Source organism: Lentibacillus halophilus (assembly GCF_055395055.1).
Map to the genome: position 1 here is coordinate 2089553 of NZ_AP043750.1, position 21808 is coordinate 2111360.

Sequence of the window (21808 nt, forward strand, 5' to 3'; positions counted from 1 at the left end):
CAACCTAAAAGTACAAATCCCGTTTAGTATTCAGTTCCTAGGGCTGAACGCTAAACGTTTATATAGATTCAAGGGGGGGATGAAGGGCTTATGTCCCCCTTTGCCTGTATTGAAAATGATCCTGCCATGTCCTTTTTATGGCAGGATATGTCCATATAAAAATGCTTGCGACTTAGATGAATCCATTTTACCATATACCATACGGGGTGAAAAGTATGACATATATGGATGTTTTGCAGCAAGTAAAGAAAAAACAATTGGAATCGGTGTATTTATTATATGGTACCGAATCGTATTTCATACAAAAAATAACAACAGCGATTAAAACGGCCGTGCTATCCAATGATGCCAATTCGGATGAACACTTTACTATTTATGATCTGGAAGAAACGCCCGTGCAGGACGTAATCGCAGACGCAGAAACGTATCCATTGTTCGGTGGAATGAAATTAATTATCGCTACTAACCCAAGTTTTTTAAAAACAAAACCGGATAAATTACCATTTGAACATGACCTTGATAGGCTTACCTGGTATCTTCAAGAGCCTGTTGATTATTCCATCATCATATTTACTGCACCATATGAAAAAATCGATGAACGAAAAAAAGTGGCCAAGCTTTTGAAACAAAATGGTACTACTGCCGAATGCAATCCCATCAAAGAATATGATTTGCGCAGCTGGATTTCGAATTTCGCCAGCAGTATGGGGCTGTCCATACAAGATGATGTCTATGAATTACTCGAATCAGAATTGACGGCTGATTTGCATTTGCTGCGCAATGAATTGTACAAACTCAAACTGTATGTTGGTGAAAATGGTACAGTCACCAGGGAAATAGCGGAAAAGCTCGTTGCTTATACGGGAAACAGCACCTCGTTACGTCTCGTTGATGCCGTTATTGACCGGGACTTGCACCGGGCCATTTTGATCTATAAAGATTTGGAAAAAATAAACGAAGAACCAGTAGGTCTGGTAGCTCTTCTTGCATTCCAATTCCGTGCCATTCTTCGTGTGAAATTGTTGAACAGGAAAGGGTACAGTCAATCACAGATGCAAAAACAGCTAGGAACACATCCCTATGTCATCAAAATGGCCTTGCAGCGGGAAAAGAAATTCACTGCCACCCGTTTACAGGATATAATGGATAAGCTGGCGGAAACCGATCATGCCATGAAAGACGGGAGCATGGAGAAAGAGCTCGCTTTCGAATTATTACTGTATCATCTCGTTCAATAACGTATCATTTTCTCACTGTTGGTTACATATGAGCCATTAAAAAACGATCCTTGCACAAGGATCGTTTTTATTATAGGAATGGCTTATTTAAGCGCTCAAATTATTGACTTCTTCAGCCAGACGGGATTTTTCCCGGTTGCCATTGTTCTTGTGGACGCCGCCTTTTTGAACAGCTTTGTCGATCTTTTTGAATGTAACTGGCAAAGCCGCCTTTGCTTCCTCAGCGTCATTGGCTGCGATCATTTTTTCTAAACGCTTAATATGTGTGCGCATTTCGGTTTTGAAGTCTATATTTTCAGCGCGTTTCTTTTGGTTTACGCCCACACGTTTTTTTGCTGATTTAATATTTGGCATGTGTTTCACCTCCGTTGTCATCAATGCTATAGATTATTGGTAAGTTGCCTGATGTAGTTCAGCAAACTTCATTTTACCAAACGTTCATCTCCTTTTCAACAACTGGGCCCGCATTCTGTATGATTCGGGATGAAAACGTACAGTCTAGAGAATAAATGCATTGATCAATAAGGAGGATCAGAATGAACGACGAGGACCAGCGCTATCATGTACGGACTGATCTTGCTGTCGAAGCAAAGGATATGGTTGTGGAAAAGAATGAAAACAAGACAAAAAACGATATAGAGGGTGTGACTGTTCAAGAAAAACAAGAAGGAGATATTGCCATAACGTATGTGGATATTGATGGAAAGGGTGAAAAACAGATCGGCAAAAAACAAGGGTCGTATATCACGATCTATGCCGATGGTGTCAAAAATCAGGATACAGTCAGTCAAAAAGAGGCGGCGAAGGTTTTTAGCAAGGAATTGAAGGTACTTATGCAAAAAAATGGAATTTCACCGAGTGGCACCGGCTTGATCGTGGGTCTTGGAAATTGGAATGTAACCCCCGATGCACTTGGTCCTATGGCTATTGAAAAAACACTTGTGACCAGCCATTTATTTGCACTGGAACATGAATCTGTTTCCGAGGGGTATCGTTCGGTTGCTGCTGTTACACCGGGCGTTATGGGAGTGACTGGTATAGAAACGAGCAACATTATTTTTGGTATCACTGAAAAATTCAATCCTGATTTTGTCATTGCCATTGATGCACTTGCATCGCGGTCCGTTGAACGGGTCAATGAAACCATTCAAATGTCGGATGCTGGCATTCATCCCGGTTCAGGTGTCGGTAATAAACGGAAAGAGTTAAGTAAGGAAACACTTGGGGTGCCGGTTCTGGCTATCGGTTGTCCCACGGTCGTTGACGCGGTTACTATCACAAGCGATACGATTGATTTTATGCTGAAACACTTGGGAAAAGAGTGGCGTGAAAAAGATAGCCCTTCCAAATCGCTGACGCCAGCTGGATTATCGTTCGGCAGCAAAGAATTAAAAGATGAGGATTTGCCGAATGACGAGCAGCGCAAAACCTTTTTCGGAATGGTTGGAGGCCTGTCCGAGGAGGAGAAAAAGTCATTGATTAAAGAGGTTCTTACACCGCTTGGACACAATCTGATGGTCACGCCAAAAGAGGTGGATGGATTAATGAATGATATGGCTTTTCTGATCTCAACCGGTTTGAATGCTGCGCTGCATGAACGGGTGACAGTGGACAATGCTGCTTCTTATACACGGTAATACTATTTCTTCTCTATTACGGCGCCTGTAGAATCATGGATGGTTCTATTTTACCGCTTCCATTCATAGATTAAACAGAAAGCACATATAGAGGAGGAGGGAAAACGATGCGTTCCCTTATTGTTCTTTTACTGCTAATTTTGTTTTTTTTAACCGGTCTGATCGCAGGAATGGATCGTGGCAGTCATGATGCAGACACGGGTGAAGACGGTACTGTTGAAGGGACTGCAACGAAAGAAACCATCGAAATAACTACGGATAAACATAAGGATAAGACACATCATGAAGCCATAAAACCGGATGCGTCGGATCATTTTATTCAAAAAGCAGCTTCTTTTCTGGAAGCTTGTGTAACCGGGGTTTATGAAGGGATCGTCCGTATAGCATACCAGTTGGCAAACGTTTTTTTCTGATGTCGCTAGTCATGATCAGCACGTTCTTACTTGAAATGTTTGCTGTTCAATTGCTATAATCCACACTGGTGACAAATGTTGAAAATTGGCCTTTTACTGGTTGAATATCGGTAGGCATGTCAGGAGTGGACATCTTTTATGATAAGGAACCAAGCAAACGTACGTAATTTCTCCATTATAGCGCATATAGATCACGGTAAATCCACACTTGCCGATCGCATTTTGGAGAAGACACAAGCGTTGTCGCAACGTGAAATGAAAGAACAATTTCTGGATGGGATGGAACTGGAACGTGAACGTGGCATTACAATCAAGCTTAATGCGGTACGGTTGAGCTATACGGATAAACACAATGACGATTATTTGTTTCACTTGATTGACACACCTGGTCACGTCGATTTTACATATGAAGTTTCGAGAAGCCTTGCAGCCTGCGAAGGTGCTATTCTCATTGTGGATGCTGCGCAAGGAATTGAAGCGCAGACACTGGCCAATGTTTATTTAGCTCTGGATAATGATTTGGAGCTCATACCGGTTATTAATAAAATAGATTTGCCTAATGCTGATACCGATCGAGTGGCTCGGGAATTAGAAGATGTGATTGGTATTGATAGGGATGATGTGATTCTGGCGTCGGCAAAAGATGACATCGGCGTTGATGAGACGCTTGAGCGGATAGTATCGGATATCCCTTCTCCGGCCGGCAGTTCCGAAAACCCACTTCAAGCGCTTATATTCGATTCGCTGTATGACCCGTATCGTGGTGCTATTGCGTATATTTGTGTTCGCGAAGGCTCCGTCAAACTTGGTGACAAAATCAGATTGATGGCGAATGGAAAGGAATTTGAAATTAATGAAATTGGTGTATTTGCTCCAAATCCGGAAAAACGAGACGAATTGACTGTTGGGGATGTTGGTTATTTGACGGCATCCATAAAAAACGTCGGCGATACCCGTGTTGGTGATACGATAACCCATGCTAAAAACCCTGCTGAAAATCCGCTTCCGGGTTATAAACAATTGAATCCGATGGTGTTCTGCGGACTATTTCCGGTTAATTCCGGTCAATATAATGATTTGCGCGAGGCGTTGGAACGGCTTGAGCTGAACGATTCGTCTCTTCAGTATGAAGCGGAGAGCTCGCAAGCCCTTGGATTCGGATTTCGTTGCGGTTTTCTGGGATTACTGCACATGGAAATCATTCAGGAACGATTAGAGCGGGAGTTTAATATCAGTCTGATAACGACAGCGCCATCTGTCATTTATGAAGTGGAAAAAACGGATGATGAAACGATTGAAGTTGAGAATCCATCGGCTATGCCGGATGCGCAGCTCATTAAGGACGTTCGTGAGCCTTTTGTAAAAGCGACTATAATGGTACCGAATGACTATGTCGGATCAGTTATGGAAATTGCCCAGAAAAAACGTGGCGAATTTATCACTATGGAGTATCTTGATGAAGTCCGGGTGAATATTACGTATTATATTCCGCTTTCGGAAATAGTATTTGACTTTTTTAATCAGTTAAAATCTCGGACAAAGGGGTACGCCTCATTTGATTATGATATCTCCGGGTATCGTTCATCCAATCTTGTCAAGATGGATATATTACTGAATGGGGAAACGATTGATGCTCTGTCATTTATTGTTCACCGTGATTTTGCTTATGAACGGGGGAAGCATATAGTCGACAAATTGAAAGATCTGATACCGAGACAGCAATTTGAGGTTCCAGTTCAAGCGGCGATTGGAAATAAAGTTATTGCCAGATCAACAATTAAAGCCATGAAAAAGAACGTGCTTTCCAAGTGTTACGGTGGCGATATTTCACGAAAACGTAAATTACTGGAAAAGCAAAAAGAAGGTAAAAAACGAATGAAAATGGTCGGGTCTGTGGAAGTACCGCAAGAAGCGTTTATGGCCATACTTGAGATGGATGATGATTAATTAATTGTTGAAATGGGAAACATTTGCCAGACGCTTAAGTTATCCCTTTTCTTCGTATAGGAGCGAACATAATGAAAGCACAATCCGTTTATATCCACATTCCGTTCTGTCAGCAGATTTGTCATTATTGTGATTTTACCAAGTTTTTTTATGATGAGCAGTCTGCAGATGAATATATAGAAGCCTTGAAACATGAGGTGAATACTGCTATAGATGGTGAAAAGAACAGCGTGGAAACGATTTTTATTGGTGGTGGAACACCAACGGCTTTAACATTTCAACAGCTGAAATCCCTAATGCAGCTAATTGATACAAAATTTGATATTGCTGGGACTGTGGAATTTTCCATAGAGGCGAATCCTGGTGACTTTGACGGAGAAAAAGCAAAGTTGTTAAACAGTTATGGCGTGAATCGAGTCTCGCTTGGTGTGCAGGTATTTGATAATGCGATGCTCGAACAGTTGGGTAGGATCCATGAAGTGAAAGATGTTTATCATACCGTTGAATTGCTGAAAAAAAATCATTTTTATAATATCAGTCTCGATCTCATTTATGCCTTGCCGAACCAAACGTTGGACCATTTCCGCCAAACACTTAATGAGGCTGTTGCTTTTGATCTTCCGCATTACTCAGCCTACGCACTGCAGATTGAACCTAAAACCATTTTTTATCAGCGGTATAAGAAAGGCACATTACATAGACCTCCTGAAGAAGAGGAGGTATCCATGTATGAGCTGTTAAAGGATACTATGCGAAAAAATGGTTTGAATCACTATGAAATAAGCAATTTTGCCAAACACGGTTTCGAAAGCAGACACAACCTCACGTACTGGAATAATCAGCATTATTATGGTTTTGGAGCTGGCGCTCATGGATATTTGTCCGGGGTTCGCATGGGAAATATCCGACCTCTTCCACAATATGTGCAACAGGCAAAGGAAACTGGCAAACCGGTTTTGCATACAGAAGAAATTAGTAAGCGTGAAATGATCGAAGAAGAAATGTTTTTGGGACTTAGAAAGATGGAAGGAATTAATAAAGAGCAGTTTAAGGCAAAATATGGATTCCCTTATGACGATTTGTATGGGGATGTCATTAACGCACTTACGCAAAAGGGATGGATTGAGGATAGTGGAAAACAGCTCCGTCTGACTGATGAAGGTATGTTGTTTGGAAACGAGGTTTTTGCACAATTCTTATTGGAAGAGCATGACTTGAATCTTGTGCGTTGACAATAAATCACCAATCTGATAATTTAACAATAGCATTAGCACTCATTAGCTAAGAGTGCTAACAGAGGTGGTCATCATGTTAACGGAAAGACAATTATTGATTCTGCAAGTGATTATTGATGATTTCATCGAAACGGCGCAACCGGTTGGGTCACGTTCCATTGCAAAAAAAGAAACCATTAGGTACAGTCCAGCCACTGTGCGCAATGATATGGCCGATTTGGAAGACATGGGGTTTCTTGAAAAAACCCATTCATCATCCGGCCGCATCCCATCTGAGAAAGGTTATCGCTATTACGTCGATCATCTGGTGTCACTCAAAGAAACAATGAACAACATTAAAATTGTTGAAAACGTGATGCAGGAAGGTTTATTCGAATTTGAACAAATTGTTCAACACTCTGCGGAGATACTATCCGAGATCACAAACTATACATCGATCATCCTCGGTCCGGAAGTGTTTGAAACGCAATTGAAACAACTGCAGATGGTAACACTGTCACCATATACCGCTGTAGCCATATTAATTACCAATACTGGTCATGTTGAACACCGGTCATTTTCGGTTCCGGAGGAGATTGACACCTCAGATTTGGAGAAAATAGTGAATATCTTGAATGATCGCCTTTATGGCGTTCCGCTTATTCATTTGCATGAGAAACTCAACACGGAAGTTATCAATCTTATGGGATCGTATGTCAATGATTTTGAGAAGTCGTTTCAATACTTGAAGGCGGCGTTTTTTTCGGATAATCCCGTTAAGCTTTACTTTGGTGGCAAAACGAATATATTGATGCAACCAGAATTCAATGACATTGAAAAAGTGCGCTCATTTTACTCCATGATCGAAAACGAAGATCGATTAGCGGACTTGCTGAAAAACAATGCTGGCGGCATCAATGTTAGAATTGGGCACGAAAATCAAGCGGATGCCATAAAGGAATGTACGCTGATATCAGCAACGTATGAGTGGGATGAGGAACAGATGGGTACGATTGCATTGCTCGGGCCTACCAGGATGGAATATCGGAAAGTTATTGCTTTATTAAACGGCTTATCCAATGAGATGTCGAATGTGTTATATAAATGGCATAAAAATAGCTGACGGGGTCACTCCACAGCTTTTATGTATATTCATTTATTTACTGCAGAAATCATGTTATAGTCTTTCGTGACAATTTGATATTGGAGGTGGCAGGAGTGGCAGATCAAAAAGAAGAACATAACGTTGATGAAGAACAAAATCAACAGCAGAAGGATGCGGACGTTCATGAAGAAACAATAACAGAAGTCATGGATGCCGACGATCAGGTCGAAACTGAAGAAGGGGATACGGAAACAAAAGCAGAGAATTCGTCTTCGTTGCAGGCACAACTGGATAAGGAAAAGCAGGAAAAAGAGGAAATGCACCAACAAGTGCTTCGTGTCCAAGCAGAATTTGACAATTTTAAAAAACGGACGCAAAAAGAAAAAGAAGCGAATCAAAAATATAAAGCTGAAGAAATGGTGCAAGATTTGCTACCTGTAATGGATAACTTTGAACGTGCCTTACAGGTTGACGTTAATGAGGAGACTAAAAGCTTTGCAGATGGGATAACAATGGTCTATCGCCAACTGAAAGAAGCCTTGGCAAAACATGGTGTGGAGGAAATGGAGACAGTTGGAAAATCGTTTGATCCGAATATTCATCATGCCGTGATGCAGGTGGAAGATGATGAAGCGGAATCAGAAACAGTCGTTGAAGAAATGCAGAAAGGCTATTATCTAAAAGACCGCGTAATTAGACCAGCAATGGTCAAAGTAAATAAATAATCAATTGGATCAGCAGTGAAGGAGGAATTTGATTATGGGTAAAACAATTGGAATCGACTTAGGGACAACAAACTCTTGCGTAGCAGTGATGGAAGGTGGCGAATCGGTTGTTATACCAACACCGGAAGGCAACCGCACGACACCATCTGTGGTCGCGTTTAAAAACGGTGAGCGTCAAGTCGGTGAAGTAGCTAAGCGCCAGGCTATCACGAACCCGGATACCATTCAGTCCATCAAACGTCACATGGGCACGGAATACAAAGTAACAATCGGTGAGAAAGAATATACACCACAAGAAATCTCAGCGATTATTCTGCAGCATATCAAATCTTATTCCGAAGAATACCTTGAGGATACAGTGGATAAAGCTGTTATTACGGTTCCTGCTTACTTTAATGATGCGGAACGTCAAGCTACCAAGGACGCGGGCAAAATAGCCGGGCTGGAAGTTGAACGTATCATTAATGAACCAACAGCAGCATCGCTGGCCTATGGCATTGATAAAGAAGACCAGGATCAAACCATTCTTGTTTATGACCTTGGTGGGGGAACATTTGACGTTTCCATCCTGGATATTGGCGATGGTACGTTCGAAGTTATCGCAACAGCCGGTGACAACCGTCTTGGCGGTGATGATTTCGACGAAGTTATCATCGACCATATGGTTAAGGAATTCAAAAAAGAAAATGGCATTGATCTTTCCCAAGACAAAATGGCAAAACAGCGCTTGAAAGACGCTGCGGAGAAAGCTAAAAAAGAACTTTCCGGTGTTAGCCAGACTCAAATCTCATTGCCGTTTATTACAGCTGGGGAAAATGGTCCAATGCACTTGGAAATGAATCTCACACGTGCCAAGTTTGAGGAACTTTCATCCGACCTGGTGGAACGCACGATGGGGCCAACTCGCAAAGCCCTTCAAGATGCGGGTATGGCTGCTAAGGATATTAACAGAGTTATTCTGGTCGGCGGTTCAACACGAATTCCTGCCGTACAGGATGCGATTAAGAATAATATCGGCAAAGACCCGTCAAAAGGCGTTAATCCGGATGAAGTGGTAGCTGTTGGTGCAGCCATCCAGGCTGGTGTCCTTCAGGGCGATGTAAAAGATGTTGTTCTGCTTGATGTTACACCATTGTCACTGGGAATTGAAACGATGGGCAGTGTCACAACTAAGCTGATTGAACGTAACACAACCATTCCAACAAGCGAATCGCAAGTATTTTCCACTGCGGCTGACAATCAGACGGCTGTCGATATTCATGTCCTGCAGGGTGAGCGTGAAATGGCTTCCGACAACAAAACACTTGGCCGTTTCCAATTGACGGATATTCCGCCGGCACCGCGCGGAGTTCCACAAATTGAAGTGACTTTTGATATTGACGCCAACGGTATTGTCAACGTAAGCGCAAAAGATAAAGGCACAAACAAAGAGCAATCGATTACGATTAAATCCTCTTCAGGCCTGTCAGAGGACGAAGTGGAACAAATGGTTAAAGAAGCGGAAGAGAACGCTGAGGAAGACAAAAAACGCCGTGAAGAAGCTGACTTGCGCAATGAAGCCGATCAACTTGTTTTCACAACGGATAAAACTATTAATGACCTTGGTGACAACATCACCGAGGAAGAAAAGCAAAAAGCTGAAGAAGCAAAAGATGCATTGCAGCAAGCCATTGATGCGGATGATTTGGAACAGATCCGGGAGAAGAAAGATGCACTGCAAGAACAAGTGCAGCAGCTTTCCGTGAAAATGTATGAGCAAATGGCGCAAGAGCAGCAGGGTTCAGAAGACCAGCAGGGCGGATCTCAAGGTTCTGATGAAGACGTCGTCGATGCGGATTATAAAGAAGTTGATGACGAAGAAGATAAGGAAGATAAAAAGCAATAAACCGGTAGGACATGAAGGAAAAGTCAAAGTCAGGACTCTCTTGACTTTGACTTTTTTTCACTGAAAAAATAGCGTCTAAATCATGCTTGGTTGCTAGTAGAACACAACTAATGGTATGATAAAATGAATGCAATAGTGTCGGGAGAGTGATGCGAACGTGAGTAAACGCGATTATTATGACGTACTTGGTGTTGATCAAGATGCTTCCAAAGATGATATAAAAAAAGCTTACCGGAAACTGGCACGGAAATATCATCCCGATGTCAGTGAAGAAGAGAACGCATCTGACAAGTTTAAGGAAGCCAAAGAAGCGTATGAAGTGTTAAGCGACGAACAAAAACGTGCCCAATATGATCAGTTTGGTCATGCCGGAGCGCAAAGTCAAGGGTTTGGCGGTGCGCAGGATTTTGGTGATTTCGGTGGCTTCGGTGATATATTTGATATGTTTTTCGGAGGTGGCAGAAGACGGGATCCGAATGCACCGCAGCAGGGTGCTGATTTACAATATACGATGACATTGGACTTTGAGGAAGCCATTTTCGGCAAAGAAACCGATGTCAATATACCGACTGATGAAGAATGTGATACATGTCATGGGTCCGGTGCCAAACCCGGAACGAAAACTGAAACATGTTCTTATTGTAAAGGATCCGGCCAATTGAACATGGAACAGAACACGCCATTTGGACGTGTTGTGAACCGGCGAGTGTGCCACCATTGTGATGGAAGCGGAAAAATTATTCCGGAGAAGTGCCGTACATGCGGTGGAGCCGGTAAGGTGAAACAGAACAAATCCATTCATATTTCTATTCCTAAAGGGATTGATGAAGGTCATCAGATCCGTGTATCCGGAAAAGGTGAAGCGGGTGTCAATGGTGGCCCTCCTGGAGACTTATTTGTCGTTATTAAAGTCAGACCGCACGAATTCTTTGAACGGGATGGCGATCAAATATACTGCGAATTGCCTATAACGTTTGCTCAAGCCGCTCTTGGCGACGAAGTGGAAGTGCCGACGGTTCATGGTAAAGTCATGCTGACAATACCTGCTGGAACACAAGCAGGAAAAACCTTCAGACTTAAAGGAAAAGGGGCACCCAATGTACGCGGATACGGACATGGGGACCAGCAAGTGCAGACGAAAGTAATTACTCCAAACAATTTGACTGAACGACAAAAAGAATTGCTGCGCGAATTCAATGAAATCGGAGGCAATGAATCAACGGATGAACAAGGGTCATTGTTCCAACGTTTCAAAAACGCCTTTAAAAGCTAACGAAACGGACGACTGTGGTAACTTCTGCATGGCCCACTAAACGTGGGTTTTAGCAGAAGTTCTTTCATAGTATCTATTTAGTTATGATGAGCTCCACCATTCAAATCCCAAGCCACTATTTTTGAAGAAACGGGTGAACAACGTGATATGGTCTGAAATTTGTATTCAAACAACAAATGAAGCTATCGACCCAATCTCTAATATTTTGCATGAACATGGAACCAACGGTATTGCCATCGAGGATCCTGCTGATTTGAGTAAAGAACGGGAAACATTTTTTGGTGAGGTTTATGACTTGGATCCGGCAGATTATCCGGCTGATGGGGTTTATATCAAAGCCTATCTTTCAGAGAACACTTATCTGGATAAAACCGTGGATGCCATAAAGCGGGCGATTAACCAACTGCAGCAATACGGTATTGACCTGGGACGAAATCAAGTGACGATTAGTGACATCAATGAAGAGGATTGGGCTACGGCATGGAAAAAGTATTATAAGCCTGTTAAAATTTCCGATAAGATAACCATTATTCCGACATGGGAATCGTATCAACCTACTTCAGGGGATGAAGTAATTATCGAGTTGGATCCCGGCATGGCTTTCGGAACGGGGACCCATGCTACGACGGTCCAGAGTATACAGGCGATTGAACAATACATACGGAAACAGGATGTTGTTCTGGATGTCGGATGCGGTTCTGGCGTGCTGAGTATTGCAGCAGGACTGCTTGGAGCAGGAGACGTACATGCTTTTGACTTGGATGATGTCGCTGTGAAAAGCACAAAAATCAATGCAGAATTAAACCAAATAAATAACAAGATAACCGCGTCACAAAACCATTTGCTGCATGACGTAGCGTTACGAGCCGATATGGTTGTTGCAAATATTTTGGCGGATATCATTGTACGGTTAGCCGGTGATGCTTGGAATGTTCTGAAATCGGATGGGATTTTCATTGCGTCGGGCATTATTAAAGACAAGCAACAACTGGTGCAGGATACATTGCAAGATACAGGTTTTCGTATTCTTGAGGTGAATAAGATGGAAGACTGGATTTCCATTGTGGCTAAAAAGACTCCGAATGAAAGTGGTGCCTGATTTGCAGCGTTATTTCGTACCATCCGAAAACTGGGATGACCACAACGTTTATATTAAAGGTGATGACTTGCATCATATTAGCCGGGTTATGCGGTTCCGGACAGGCCATGACATTATCTGTAATCATCCGGATGGACAAGCGGCAATTTGTGAAATCACCGGGATGGATGAGCACCATATCAGTGCAGAGATCCGGGAATGGCTTCAGGAATCAACCGAAATGCCTATATCCGTGACCGTTGCCCAAGCGCTGGCAAAAGGTGATAAATTCGACCACGTTCTGCAAAAAGGAACAGAGCTCGGTGCATCAGCTTTTATCCCGATTCAGGCGGAACGGTCCGTCGTTCGGTGGGATGATAAGAAAGCAACCAAAAAAATGACCCGCTATTCCAGGATTGTGAAGGAAGCCAGTGAACAATGTCACCGCAATAAAGTTCCTCACCTGCATCCAGCGCAGACGATCTCGGATGTGCTGGCACAGAGTGATGATTTTGACCATAAGCTGTTTGCCTATGAAGAAGAAGCAAAAACAGACGCGTTTCAAACGTTTGCACAATCAGTGGGACGAATGACCTCAGGTGAGAGGGTGCTTTTGGTCATTGGGCCGGAAGGTGGTTTCTCACCGAAAGAGGTTGTGCTGATGAAACAGGAAGGGGTTACCCCTGTCCGTTTGGGCCCGCGCATACTAAGAACAGAAACGGCTGCCATGTATGCACTTGCAAGTATTTCCTATCATTTTGAAGAATGGGAGTGTACCTAAATGACAACAGTTGCGTTTCATACGTTGGGTTGCAAAGTGAATCAATATGAAACAGAAGGCATTTGGAACATATTTAAAGAAAACGGGTATGAACGGGTTGACTTTGATCGTCAATCGGATGTCTATGTCATTAATACGTGTACCGTTACTAATACCGGAGATAAGAAAAGTCGGCAAGTCATTCGAAAAGCCATCCGTAAAAATCCGGATGCGGTTGTTTGTGTGACGGGATGCTATGCTCAGACATCACCAGGTGAAATTATGGAAATACCGGGTGTTGATGTCATTGTTGGAACACAAAACAGAAAGAAAATGATCGATTATATTGAGGAACATAAAAAGACACGCGAACCGGTTAATGGTGTTTCCAACATTATGAGAACCCGTGTATTTGAAGAGATGGATGTACCGGCATTTACCGACCGTACGCGCGCATCTTTAAAAATTCAGGAAGGATGCAATAACTTTTGTACATTTTGTATTATTCCCTGGTCACGGGGGCTGCTGCGCTCCAGGGATCCCGAAAACGTACTGGAACAGGCGCAAAATCTGGTGAATGCCGGCTATAAAGAGATTGTGTTGACAGGTATTCATACGGCTGGGTATGGAGAAGACATGAACGATTACAATTTTGCGCGGCTTTTGCAGGACTTGGAGACAAAGGTTGATGGCCTGAAACGGATTCGGATCTCCTCAATTGAGGCAAGTCAGGTCACCGATGACGTCATCGATGTACTGGATAAGTCCGAAAAAATTGTCCGTCATCTTCATATCCCATTACAGGCTGGATCGGATAGCGTGTTGCATCGTATGCGCCGCAAATATTCCACGGACTTTTACAAACAAAAGATTGATAAAATTCGACAGGCCCTTCCGGGTCTTGCCATTACGTCGGATGTCATCGTCGGTTTTCCGGGTGAAACGGAAGAAGAGTTTTTGGAAACCTATCAATTTGTCCGTGATCTCGGATACTCGGAACTTCATGTGTTTCCATTCTCCAAACGAACCGGTACGCCTGCATCCCGTATGAATAATCAAGTCGATGACGATGTGAAAAACGAACGGGTCAATCAGATGATTGAGCTATCCAATCAGCTAGCTAAAACCTATGCCTCCCGGTATGAAAATGAGGTACTTGAAGTCATACCGGAAGAACAATCCGATGAGGATCCCAGCCTTCTGCAAGGATATACGGATAACTATTTGAAAGTTAAATTCAGTGGATCCCCTGATTTAATCGGCAGTATTGTACGCGTGAAAATAACGGAATCAGGCTATCCGTACAACAAAGGTGTTTTTGTTCGGGTCATGGATGACGCTGTCAAAACCATAACAACATCAGGATGACGGGACACATAGTCATTTGCGAAAGGGAGGTCACCCATGGACCAGGAACTGGCAGCGTATATTGATCATACGCAATTGAAACCGGAAACTAGTAAATTTACGATGAGAAACATTATTCAGGAAGCTCGTGATTACGGGTTTGCATCCGTCTGTGTAAATCCGTATTGGGTTACGTTTTGTCATGAAAACCTGAAAAACACAGATGTCAAAGTATGTACAGTCATCGGTTTCCCGCTTGGTGCAACAAGCTCGGCAACCAAAGCATTTGAAACCAGGCAGGCACTTGATAATGGGGCATCGGAAGTGGATATGGTGCTGAATATCGGTGAATTAAAAGCATCGAATGAATCTTTGGTAAAGAAAGATATGGAAGCAGTTATTGAAACGGCGGATGGAATGGCACTTACAAAAGTTATTATTGAGACATCGTTGCTGACGGATGAAGAAAAAATTCGTGCGTGTCAACTTGCCAATGCAGCGGGGGCGGATTTTGTAAAGACGTCCACTGGTTTTTCCGGAGGTGGTGCAACGGTTGACGATGTGCAGCTTATGCGCCGATCCGTCAGTGACGACATGGGTGTGAAAGCATCAGGCGGTATCCGGGACAGGAAAACTGCCTTGACAATGATTGAAGCTGGCGCAACCAGAATAGGTGCCAGCGCCAGTGTATCCATTGTTCATGAAAAAAATGGGTCGTCATCCTATTAATATGACTTATTTCCAATCATAGAACTATTTTTAAGTTGACCTTGGCATACGAATATATTATAATATGCATTAATATGTGGTGAGGTATCGCATATAGTCTTATTTTTGTTTTTGCTTCGGAGGGAGGGAAATTAGCATGTCAAATACAACTCGCGTTCGTAAAAACGAGTCTCTTGAAGATGCTCTTCGTCGCTTTAAACGCAACGTATCCAAAAGCGGTACATTGCAGGAATACCGTAAGCGTGAACATTATGAAAAGCCAAGCGAGCGACGTAAGAAAAAGTCTGAGGCTGCCAGGAAACGCAAGTAAAAAAGAAGGTGCAGGCATATGCCGCTAGTTGAACAGTTGAATGAGGACATGAAACATGCAATGAAGAACAAAGAAAAAGAAAAACTTGCTGTCATACGAATGATAAAAGCTTCATTGCAAAATGAAACCATTAAACTTGGTAAGAATAATCTTTCTGAAGACGAAGAGTTGACGGTTCTTTCAAAAGAATTGAAACAAAGGAAGGATTCCCTCCAGGAATTTGAATCAGCCGGACGCGATGATCTTGTCAGCAAGATTAATACGGAAATTCATGTAATAGAATCTTATATGCCATCTCAGCTCACTGATGAAGAGCTTGAGGAGATGGTTACATCAACCATTCAGGAAGTTAATGCATCTTCCAAAAAAGATATGGGAACAGTGATGAATACCATTATGCCCAAAGTAAAGGGCAGAGCTGACGGTGCGCGGATTAATAAACTTGTTCAAAAACATCTGAATGCCTGAGTAAGAGGCCCTGTCAAACTGGCAGGGCCTCTTTTCCATATGAGATGGTTTTAAAGAAGATATTCATTGTATATTCGGTCACATATTTTAACGAGCAGAAGAGATGGATTGGCAAGGGGGTTGGCGTGTGAGACGCTACATCATTTGTATAATGGCTTTTATGATAATAGGTATTTTTGTCTTTGGCTCTGTTTCAACTGCTCAAACAGGTGCGAAGAGTGGCAATGGCGATCTTGTATATATAATACCTATTGAAAAAGAAGTGGAAATGGGGCTAAAATCATTTCTCCAGCGCACAACTAGTGAAGCGGAAGAAAATGGTGCCGATCATATTATATTTGAAATTGATACGCCGGGAGGGGCTGTTGCGGCTGCTGAACAAATAGGAGAACTTATGCAGGGACTTAAGACAGAAACAACAGCCTATATCGTCAACAGAGCGCTTTCAGCCGGCTCTTACATCGCGCTCAATGCCGATCAAATCTATATGAGGCCAAATGCGACAATGGGAGCAAGTGGTGTGATTAATCAGGATGGAACGGCCGCGAATAAGAAAGCACAGTCGGCTTGGCTGTCGGCCATGAAAAGTGCTGCGCAATCCAAAGGAAGGAATCCAAGGTATGCGGCTGCCATGGCCGATCCGAGCATTAAACTCCCGAAATATGATGCGGGGAAAGGGAAATTTCTCACTCTTGGACCAAGAAACGCCAAAGAAGTCGGTTATTCGCTTGGCACGGTTGAAAATCGGAAATCGCTTCTGAAAAAGTTGGGATTAAGCGATGCTGAACGTGTTGAAAAAAGCCTGACTGTTTCGGAACATATTGCACGCTTTATCACAAATCCGGTTGTTGTCCCCATTCTTTTATCAATAGCTAGTCTTGGACTTATTACCGAATTGTTTTCACCAGGTTTTGGAATTCCGGGGGGGATAGGAATAGCCGCTTTGGTTCTGTTTTTTTACGGTCATGCTATTGCCGGACTGGCAGGAATGGAAGAAATCGTTTTATTGATTATCGGTATCGGCTTGATTGTTGCTGAATTCTTTCTGCCTGGGGGGATAGCAGGGCTCCTTGGATCAGGGGCCATAGTCTGGTCTCTGCTTCTTTCCGGTCAGGATTTGAGTTATATGGTAATGAGTATTAGCATTGCTTTTATTATCACGTTTATTGCTGCTATGATAATGATTAAGAAGATGGGAATGCGCAAAGGATTTTTTCGATATCTCATCCTTGAAGACCAGACATCATCGGAAAAGGGGTATGTGTCATCAGAAAGTCGACGGGACCTCATTGGTCTTGAAGGCAAAACGATTACCCCTTTGCGCCCGGCAGGTACTGCAGTGTTTCAGGATGAACGTTTGGATGTCGTAACGGAGGGGGGATATATCGGAAAGGATAAACGTGTCAACGTGATACGCGTCGAAGGTGTTCGTGTTGTCGTAAGAGAAGCGGAATAAGTATTATAGATAGGAGGAATCGATATGGAATTGGAATGGATGCCAATTATCATAGCATTAATCATTCTGATCGCATTGGCCATATTATTTACTTTCATACCGGTGATGCTATGGATCAGTGCGCTGGCGGCGGGTGTTAAAGTAGGAATTTTCACCCTTGTTGGAATGCGTTTGCGACGGGTTATACCGTCCAGAGTGATTAATCCGTTAATCAAGGCGCATAAAGCCGGATTGGATGTAACAACGAATGAATTGGAAAGTCATTATTTGGCGGGGGGTAATGTTGACCGAGTGGTAAACGCTTTAATTGCCGCCCAGCGAGCGAATATTGAATTGTCATTTGAGCGTACGGCAGCCATTGATTTGGCCGGACGTGATGTGCTTGATGCCGTTCAAATGAGTGTTAATCCCAAAGTGATTGAAACACCATTTATAGCTGGTATTGCGATGGACGGGATTGAAGTGAAAGCAAAAGCGCGTATCACCGTCCGGGCCAATATTGACCGTTTAGTCGGCGGTGCCGGTGAAGATACGGTTATTGCCCGTGTCGGCGAAGGTGTTGTCAGCACCATCGGAAGCTCACAAGCTCATACGAAAGTTTTGGAAAATCCGGATGCTATTTCGCATAATGTTCTTGGCAGTGGGTTGGACGCCGGAACAGCATTTGAGATTTTGTCCATTGATATTGCCGATGTGGATGTTGGCAAGAACATTGGTGCTACGCTGCAGACAGATCAAGCAGAAGCGGATAAGAATATTGCACAGGCGAAAGCAGAAGAGCGGCGTGCGATGGCTGTCGCTCAGGAACAGGAAATGGATGCCCGCGTTTCTGAAATGCGCGCAAAAGTTGTAGAAGCAGAAGCAGATGTGCCGCGCGCGTTGGCTGAAGCATTGCGATCAGGCAACATGGGTGTTATGGACTATATGAACTATAAGAATATCAATGCTGATACAGACATGCGTGACACCATCGGGAAATTGACCGAAGATCAGGATAATGAAGATAATCAGGATGACAAATAAGACATCACTATCTTTGAGCAAGGAGGGATATAGTGGAAATAATTCTAGTTATCCTTGCCATCATAGGAGCAATATCCGGCCTTTTTAAAGACCGGTCTGAATCCAGCGATCCCATTCCGAAACAAAATGATCGCACGCAGGAAACAGCGCCAAAAACTATGAACGATACCGACACGGATACTAATACTGACAACGACAGCCAGTCAACGGTTTCACCTGTTTCGATTGAAGAAATGCAACAGCAGCAGCGTGAGGACCTGGAGAAACGTATGAATCATGCCGAGACTGTTAATGAAGACACGGAACAGCGCCATGATGCAAATCTTAGTCATCATCCAAGACAGCCGGCCAATGATACGTCGGTTGAACGGCAAAGATTGAAAAAGCGTATGGTGACTAATTTGAACCGGAATGGTTTAGTCAATGGCGTCGTCATGTCGGAAGTGCTTGGCCAGCCGCGGGCACTTAAACCTTACCGCAGTATAATTGCCCAGCGGAAAAAATAAACCAATACGATTTTTAACGGTATATAGTTGCAGCACCATTATCGAGCATACCAAACGGTTGCTTGATAATGGTGTTTTTTTGTTCTTATTTCACAGACAAAATCATAAATATGGTGATGAGAGGGGGCTGCATCCGTGAGGAAATGGCAACAACAGATCGCTCCATGGCTTACCAAATATTTTTCACTTCCTTCTGACGCCATGATGGAACTTCCAAGGATTACCATTATTGGCGAATTGCATGTTTATATTGAGAATCATCAGGGATTGGCTGTGTATTCAGAAAATGAACTGACGTTAAAGACCAATAAAGGTTATGTACAAATAACGGGCTCATCATTTGTGCTGAAAATGATGCTCCCTGAAGAAATATTGCTGGAAGGAACAATTAAGGAAGTAACGTTCATCGCCGAATAACATTTGTCTGGGGGAAGATGGCATGAAACATATACAAGGTTCCTTCATCACTGGATCCGTTACTGTCCGGGTTGAGGGGTTGCGTCCGGAATTATTTTTTCAACAATGCACAAACAAAGGTATCGCTGTCTGGAATATTACAAAGAAATCGGACGATGTTTGCACCGGAAATATCAAATTGCAGGATGTTTCCGGATTACGAAAATTAAAACGAGGGACAAACTATAAACTGACATTTACGAAAAAGCGGGGGATCCCATTTCTCACGGGAAAGTTCTTCAGAAAAAAAGAACTCGTACTCGCTCTTTCCCTCAGTATACTGCTTATTTTTTGTCTTTCAAATATCATATGGGATGTCCGTATCACCAATGTCCCCAAAGATCTGGAGAAAAAAATAAGCGAACAGCTTGATGAATATGGTATTCGTCGCGGTTCATGGACATTTACGTTGGATTCGCCGAGCGATGTTCAACAACGATTAATGAATGATATTCCTGAATTGTTGTGGATTGGTGTGCAACAAAAAGGGACAACCTATGTGCTCGAAGGGGTGGAAAAAACGATTGTGGAAGAGGAGGAAGAACATGTTGATGGACCAAGAAATTTGATTGCAACCAAAAAAGGTGTCATTGAAAAAATGTATGTTTCCAAGGGACAACCCAAAGTTCGCGTCAATGACTACGTGAGTAAAGGCGATGTTCTTGTATCGGGCAAATTGCCGTTATCCGATGAAGAAGCCGCTGAAACGGATGATGACGAGGAAGATAAGGAAAAGAAGCATGAATTAACAAAAGCTGAGGGTGAAGTCATTGCAAAGACGTGGTATGAAACAGACGTAACGGTCCCTCTAAAAGCTAGTACGGAATTGCTGACGGGTGAACGGAAAACAAAATATCATTTAAAAATCGGCTCGTTTCAGTTGCCGATTTGGGGATTTGGCGATTCGAACTATAAAAACATTCACCGCGATAACACCGTAAAGGATTTATATTTTTTCAAATGGAAGCTGCCCTTAAATTTAAAAGAAACCATTATAAGTGAGAAAAAACAAAAAGCGAAAGAACGTAGTGTGGAGGAGGCGGTGGATATCGGAATCAAACAAGCGAAAAAAGAACTTCAATTAAAACTTGGTCCGGAGGCAAAAATTAAATCCGAAAATATTTTGCAACAATCCACCGAGAATGGTAAAGTAAAATTAATCTTGTATATGGTTGCTGAAGAAGATATTGTCAGACAGGAACCAATTGACCAAGGAGATTGATTATGGCCGAAAACTTGAAAACCATCGAGCTTCAACTTGCAAATTCCAATGAAGCACTAGCTTTATTCGGAACAAATGATAAGCACTTAAAACAGCTTGAACACTTACTGGATGTGTCCATCATAACAAGAGGAGAAGATGTGAGTGTTTCAGGCGCAAACGAAAACATTGCACTTGTGGAAGATATCCTGTTGACAGTACTGCCTATTATACAGAAAGGCATCGATATAACAGAACGGGATATCGTTTATGCTGTTGATTTAGCTAAAAAAGGCAAAATAAATCAGTTTGAAACATTATTTGAAGATGAAATAACGAAAAATGCGAAAGGAAAATCCATTCGTGTTAAGACACTGGGGCAAAAGCGCTATATCGCTGCCATGAAAACAAATGACCTTGTGTTCGGGATTGGACCGGCCGGAACCGGAAAAACGTATCTTGCGGTAGTTATGGCTATCCGTTCCTTAAAAAAAGGAGAAGTAAAGCGTGTGGTTTTAACACGTCCGGCCGTGGAAGCAGGAGAAAGCCTTGGGTTTTTGCCGGGAGACTTAAAGGAAAAAGTTGATCCCTATTTGCGTCCACTATATGATGCATTGCATGATGTACTGGGAACTGAGCATACGATGCGTCTGATCGAACGTGATACCATCGAAATTGCACCGCTTGCCTATATGCGGGGGCGAACACTTGACGATGCTTATGTCATTTTGGATGAGGCGCAAAATACGACGTCGGAACAGATGAAAATGTTTTTGACCCGTCTCGGTTTTGGATCGAAAATGATTATTACCGGGGACATTACCCAAGTTGATCTTCCAAATGGTGTTCGGTCCGGATTACGTGTAGCTGGCGACATCTTGGCATCAGTGGAAGGCATATCATTTATTTATTTAAATCAAACGGATGTTGTCCGGCACCCATTGGTTCAAAAAATTATTGATGCTTATGACGGAACGGAATGAGCTGCCGGTTTGGTATAAATGTGATCCATGTGGTTCATAAGCTGTAATATCAGC

Annotated in this window: 22 protein-coding genes; 21 read left to right on the plus strand and 1 reads right to left on the minus strand. The window is 42.8% G+C overall.

All coding sequences use genetic code 11. The features are described 5' to 3' along the window. The first annotated feature begins 215 nt into the window (after positions 1–215). Positions 216–1238, plus strand: a complete 1023-nt coding sequence (holA, locus tag ACZ5Q7_RS10235; protein ID WP_343752739.1) for a DNA polymerase III subunit delta — start codon at positions 216–218, stop codon at positions 1236–1238. A gap of 87 nt (positions 1239–1325) precedes the next feature. Here holA and rpsT read toward each other — a convergent pair whose 3' ends face one another. Next, entirely contained in the window at positions 1326–1592 is a 267-nt protein-coding gene (rpsT, locus tag ACZ5Q7_RS10240; protein ID WP_343752741.1) for a 30S ribosomal protein S20, read from the minus strand. 182 nt (positions 1593–1774) lie between these two features. Here rpsT and gpr point away from each other — a divergent pair, with 182 nt between their 5' ends. The 20 genes from gpr (at position 1775) to ACZ5Q7_RS10340 (ending at position 21754) form a co-directional block, all read left to right on the plus strand. Further along, positions 1775–2875: a GPR endopeptidase gene (gpr, locus tag ACZ5Q7_RS10245; protein WP_343752743.1), complete on the plus strand. Its 1101-nt coding sequence runs from the start codon at positions 1775–1777 to the stop codon at positions 2873–2875. 107 nt (positions 2876–2982) lie between these two features. After that, on the plus strand, positions 2983–3288 hold the full coding sequence (locus tag ACZ5Q7_RS10250; RefSeq protein WP_343752745.1) for a hypothetical protein: 306 nt from the start codon (positions 2983–2985) through the stop codon (positions 3286–3288). Positions 3289–3426: 138 nt separating this feature from the next. Next, on the plus strand, positions 3427–5235 hold the full coding sequence (gene lepA, locus ACZ5Q7_RS10255; protein WP_343752747.1) for a translation elongation factor 4: 1809 nt from the start codon (positions 3427–3429) through the stop codon (positions 5233–5235). A gap of 71 nt (positions 5236–5306) precedes the next feature. After that, positions 5307–6467, plus strand: coding sequence for a radical SAM family heme chaperone HemW (gene hemW / locus ACZ5Q7_RS10260; RefSeq protein WP_343752749.1), 1161 nt, complete (start codon positions 5307–5309; stop codon positions 6465–6467). A 76-nt stretch (positions 6468–6543) separates the two neighbouring features. Continuing rightward, positions 6544–7572: a heat-inducible transcriptional repressor HrcA gene (hrcA, locus tag ACZ5Q7_RS10265; RefSeq protein WP_343752751.1), complete on the plus strand. Its 1029-nt coding sequence runs from the start codon at positions 6544–6546 to the stop codon at positions 7570–7572. 95 nt (positions 7573–7667) lie between these two features. Beyond that, positions 7668–8279, plus strand: a complete 612-nt coding sequence (grpE, locus tag ACZ5Q7_RS10270) for a nucleotide exchange factor GrpE (protein WP_343752753.1) — start codon at positions 7668–7670, stop codon at positions 8277–8279. A 34-nt stretch (positions 8280–8313) separates the two neighbouring features. Continuing rightward, the gene (dnaK, locus tag ACZ5Q7_RS10275; protein ID WP_343752755.1) at positions 8314–10164 is read left to right on the plus strand and encodes a molecular chaperone DnaK; all 1851 of its coding nucleotides are present in this window, start codon (positions 8314–8316) and stop codon (positions 10162–10164) included. 157 nt (positions 10165–10321) lie between these two features. Beyond that, positions 10322–11437 carry a molecular chaperone DnaJ gene (dnaJ, locus tag ACZ5Q7_RS10280; protein WP_343752757.1) on the plus strand — a complete coding sequence of 372 codons (1116 nt, stop codon included), beginning with the start codon at positions 10322–10324 and terminating at the stop codon, positions 11435–11437. Between the two features lie 142 nt (positions 11438–11579). After that, entirely contained in the window at positions 11580–12536 is a 957-nt protein-coding gene (gene prmA / locus ACZ5Q7_RS10285; protein ID WP_343752759.1) for a 50S ribosomal protein L11 methyltransferase, read from the plus strand. Beyond that, the gene (locus ACZ5Q7_RS10290) at positions 12520–13296 is read left to right on the plus strand and encodes a 16S rRNA (uracil(1498)-N(3))-methyltransferase (protein ID WP_464432860.1); all 777 of its coding nucleotides are present in this window, start codon (positions 12520–12522) and stop codon (positions 13294–13296) included. Before prmA ends, ACZ5Q7_RS10290 begins: the two co-directional genes overlap by 17 nt. Continuing rightward, positions 13297–14643 (plus strand): tRNA (N(6)-L-threonylcarbamoyladenosine(37)-C(2))-methylthiotransferase MtaB, encoded by a 1347-nt coding sequence (gene mtaB, locus ACZ5Q7_RS10295; protein WP_343752761.1) that lies wholly within the window; start codon positions 13297–13299, stop codon positions 14641–14643. Between the two features lie 36 nt (positions 14644–14679). Next, positions 14680–15351, plus strand: coding sequence for a deoxyribose-phosphate aldolase (deoC, locus tag ACZ5Q7_RS10300; protein ID WP_343752763.1), 672 nt, complete (start codon positions 14680–14682; stop codon positions 15349–15351). 136 nt (positions 15352–15487) lie between these two features. After that, on the plus strand, positions 15488–15661 hold the full coding sequence (gene rpsU, locus ACZ5Q7_RS10305) for a 30S ribosomal protein S21 (RefSeq protein WP_188631227.1): 174 nt from the start codon (positions 15488–15490) through the stop codon (positions 15659–15661). 18 nt (positions 15662–15679) lie between these two features. Continuing rightward, complete coding sequence (locus tag ACZ5Q7_RS10310) at positions 15680–16129, plus strand: GatB/YqeY domain-containing protein (protein ID WP_343752767.1); 450 nt, start codon at positions 15680–15682, stop codon at positions 16127–16129. 151 nt (positions 16130–16280) lie between these two features. Beyond that, positions 16281–17585 (plus strand): NfeD family protein, encoded by a 1305-nt coding sequence (locus tag ACZ5Q7_RS10315; protein WP_425542382.1) that lies wholly within the window; start codon positions 16281–16283, stop codon positions 17583–17585. 24 nt (positions 17586–17609) lie between these two features. Continuing rightward, complete coding sequence (gene floA, locus ACZ5Q7_RS10320; RefSeq protein ID WP_343752769.1) at positions 17610–18608, plus strand: flotillin-like protein FloA; 999 nt, start codon at positions 17610–17612, stop codon at positions 18606–18608. A 32-nt stretch (positions 18609–18640) separates the two neighbouring features. Continuing rightward, a complete protein-coding gene (locus ACZ5Q7_RS10325; protein WP_343752771.1) occupies positions 18641–19114 on the plus strand; it encodes a hypothetical protein in 474 nt (157 codons plus the stop codon). A gap of 135 nt (positions 19115–19249) precedes the next feature. Further along, the gene (yqfC, locus tag ACZ5Q7_RS10330; protein WP_343752773.1) at positions 19250–19531 is read left to right on the plus strand and encodes a sporulation protein YqfC; all 282 of its coding nucleotides are present in this window, start codon (positions 19250–19252) and stop codon (positions 19529–19531) included. Positions 19532–19553: 22 nt separating this feature from the next. Next, a complete protein-coding gene (yqfD, locus tag ACZ5Q7_RS10335) occupies positions 19554–20792 on the plus strand; it encodes a sporulation protein YqfD (protein ID WP_343752775.1) in 1239 nt (412 codons plus the stop codon). Between the two features lie 2 nt (positions 20793–20794). Further along, a complete protein-coding gene (locus ACZ5Q7_RS10340; protein WP_343752777.1) occupies positions 20795–21754 on the plus strand; it encodes a PhoH family protein in 960 nt (319 codons plus the stop codon). The last annotated feature ends 54 nt before the right edge of the window (positions 21755–21808 follow it).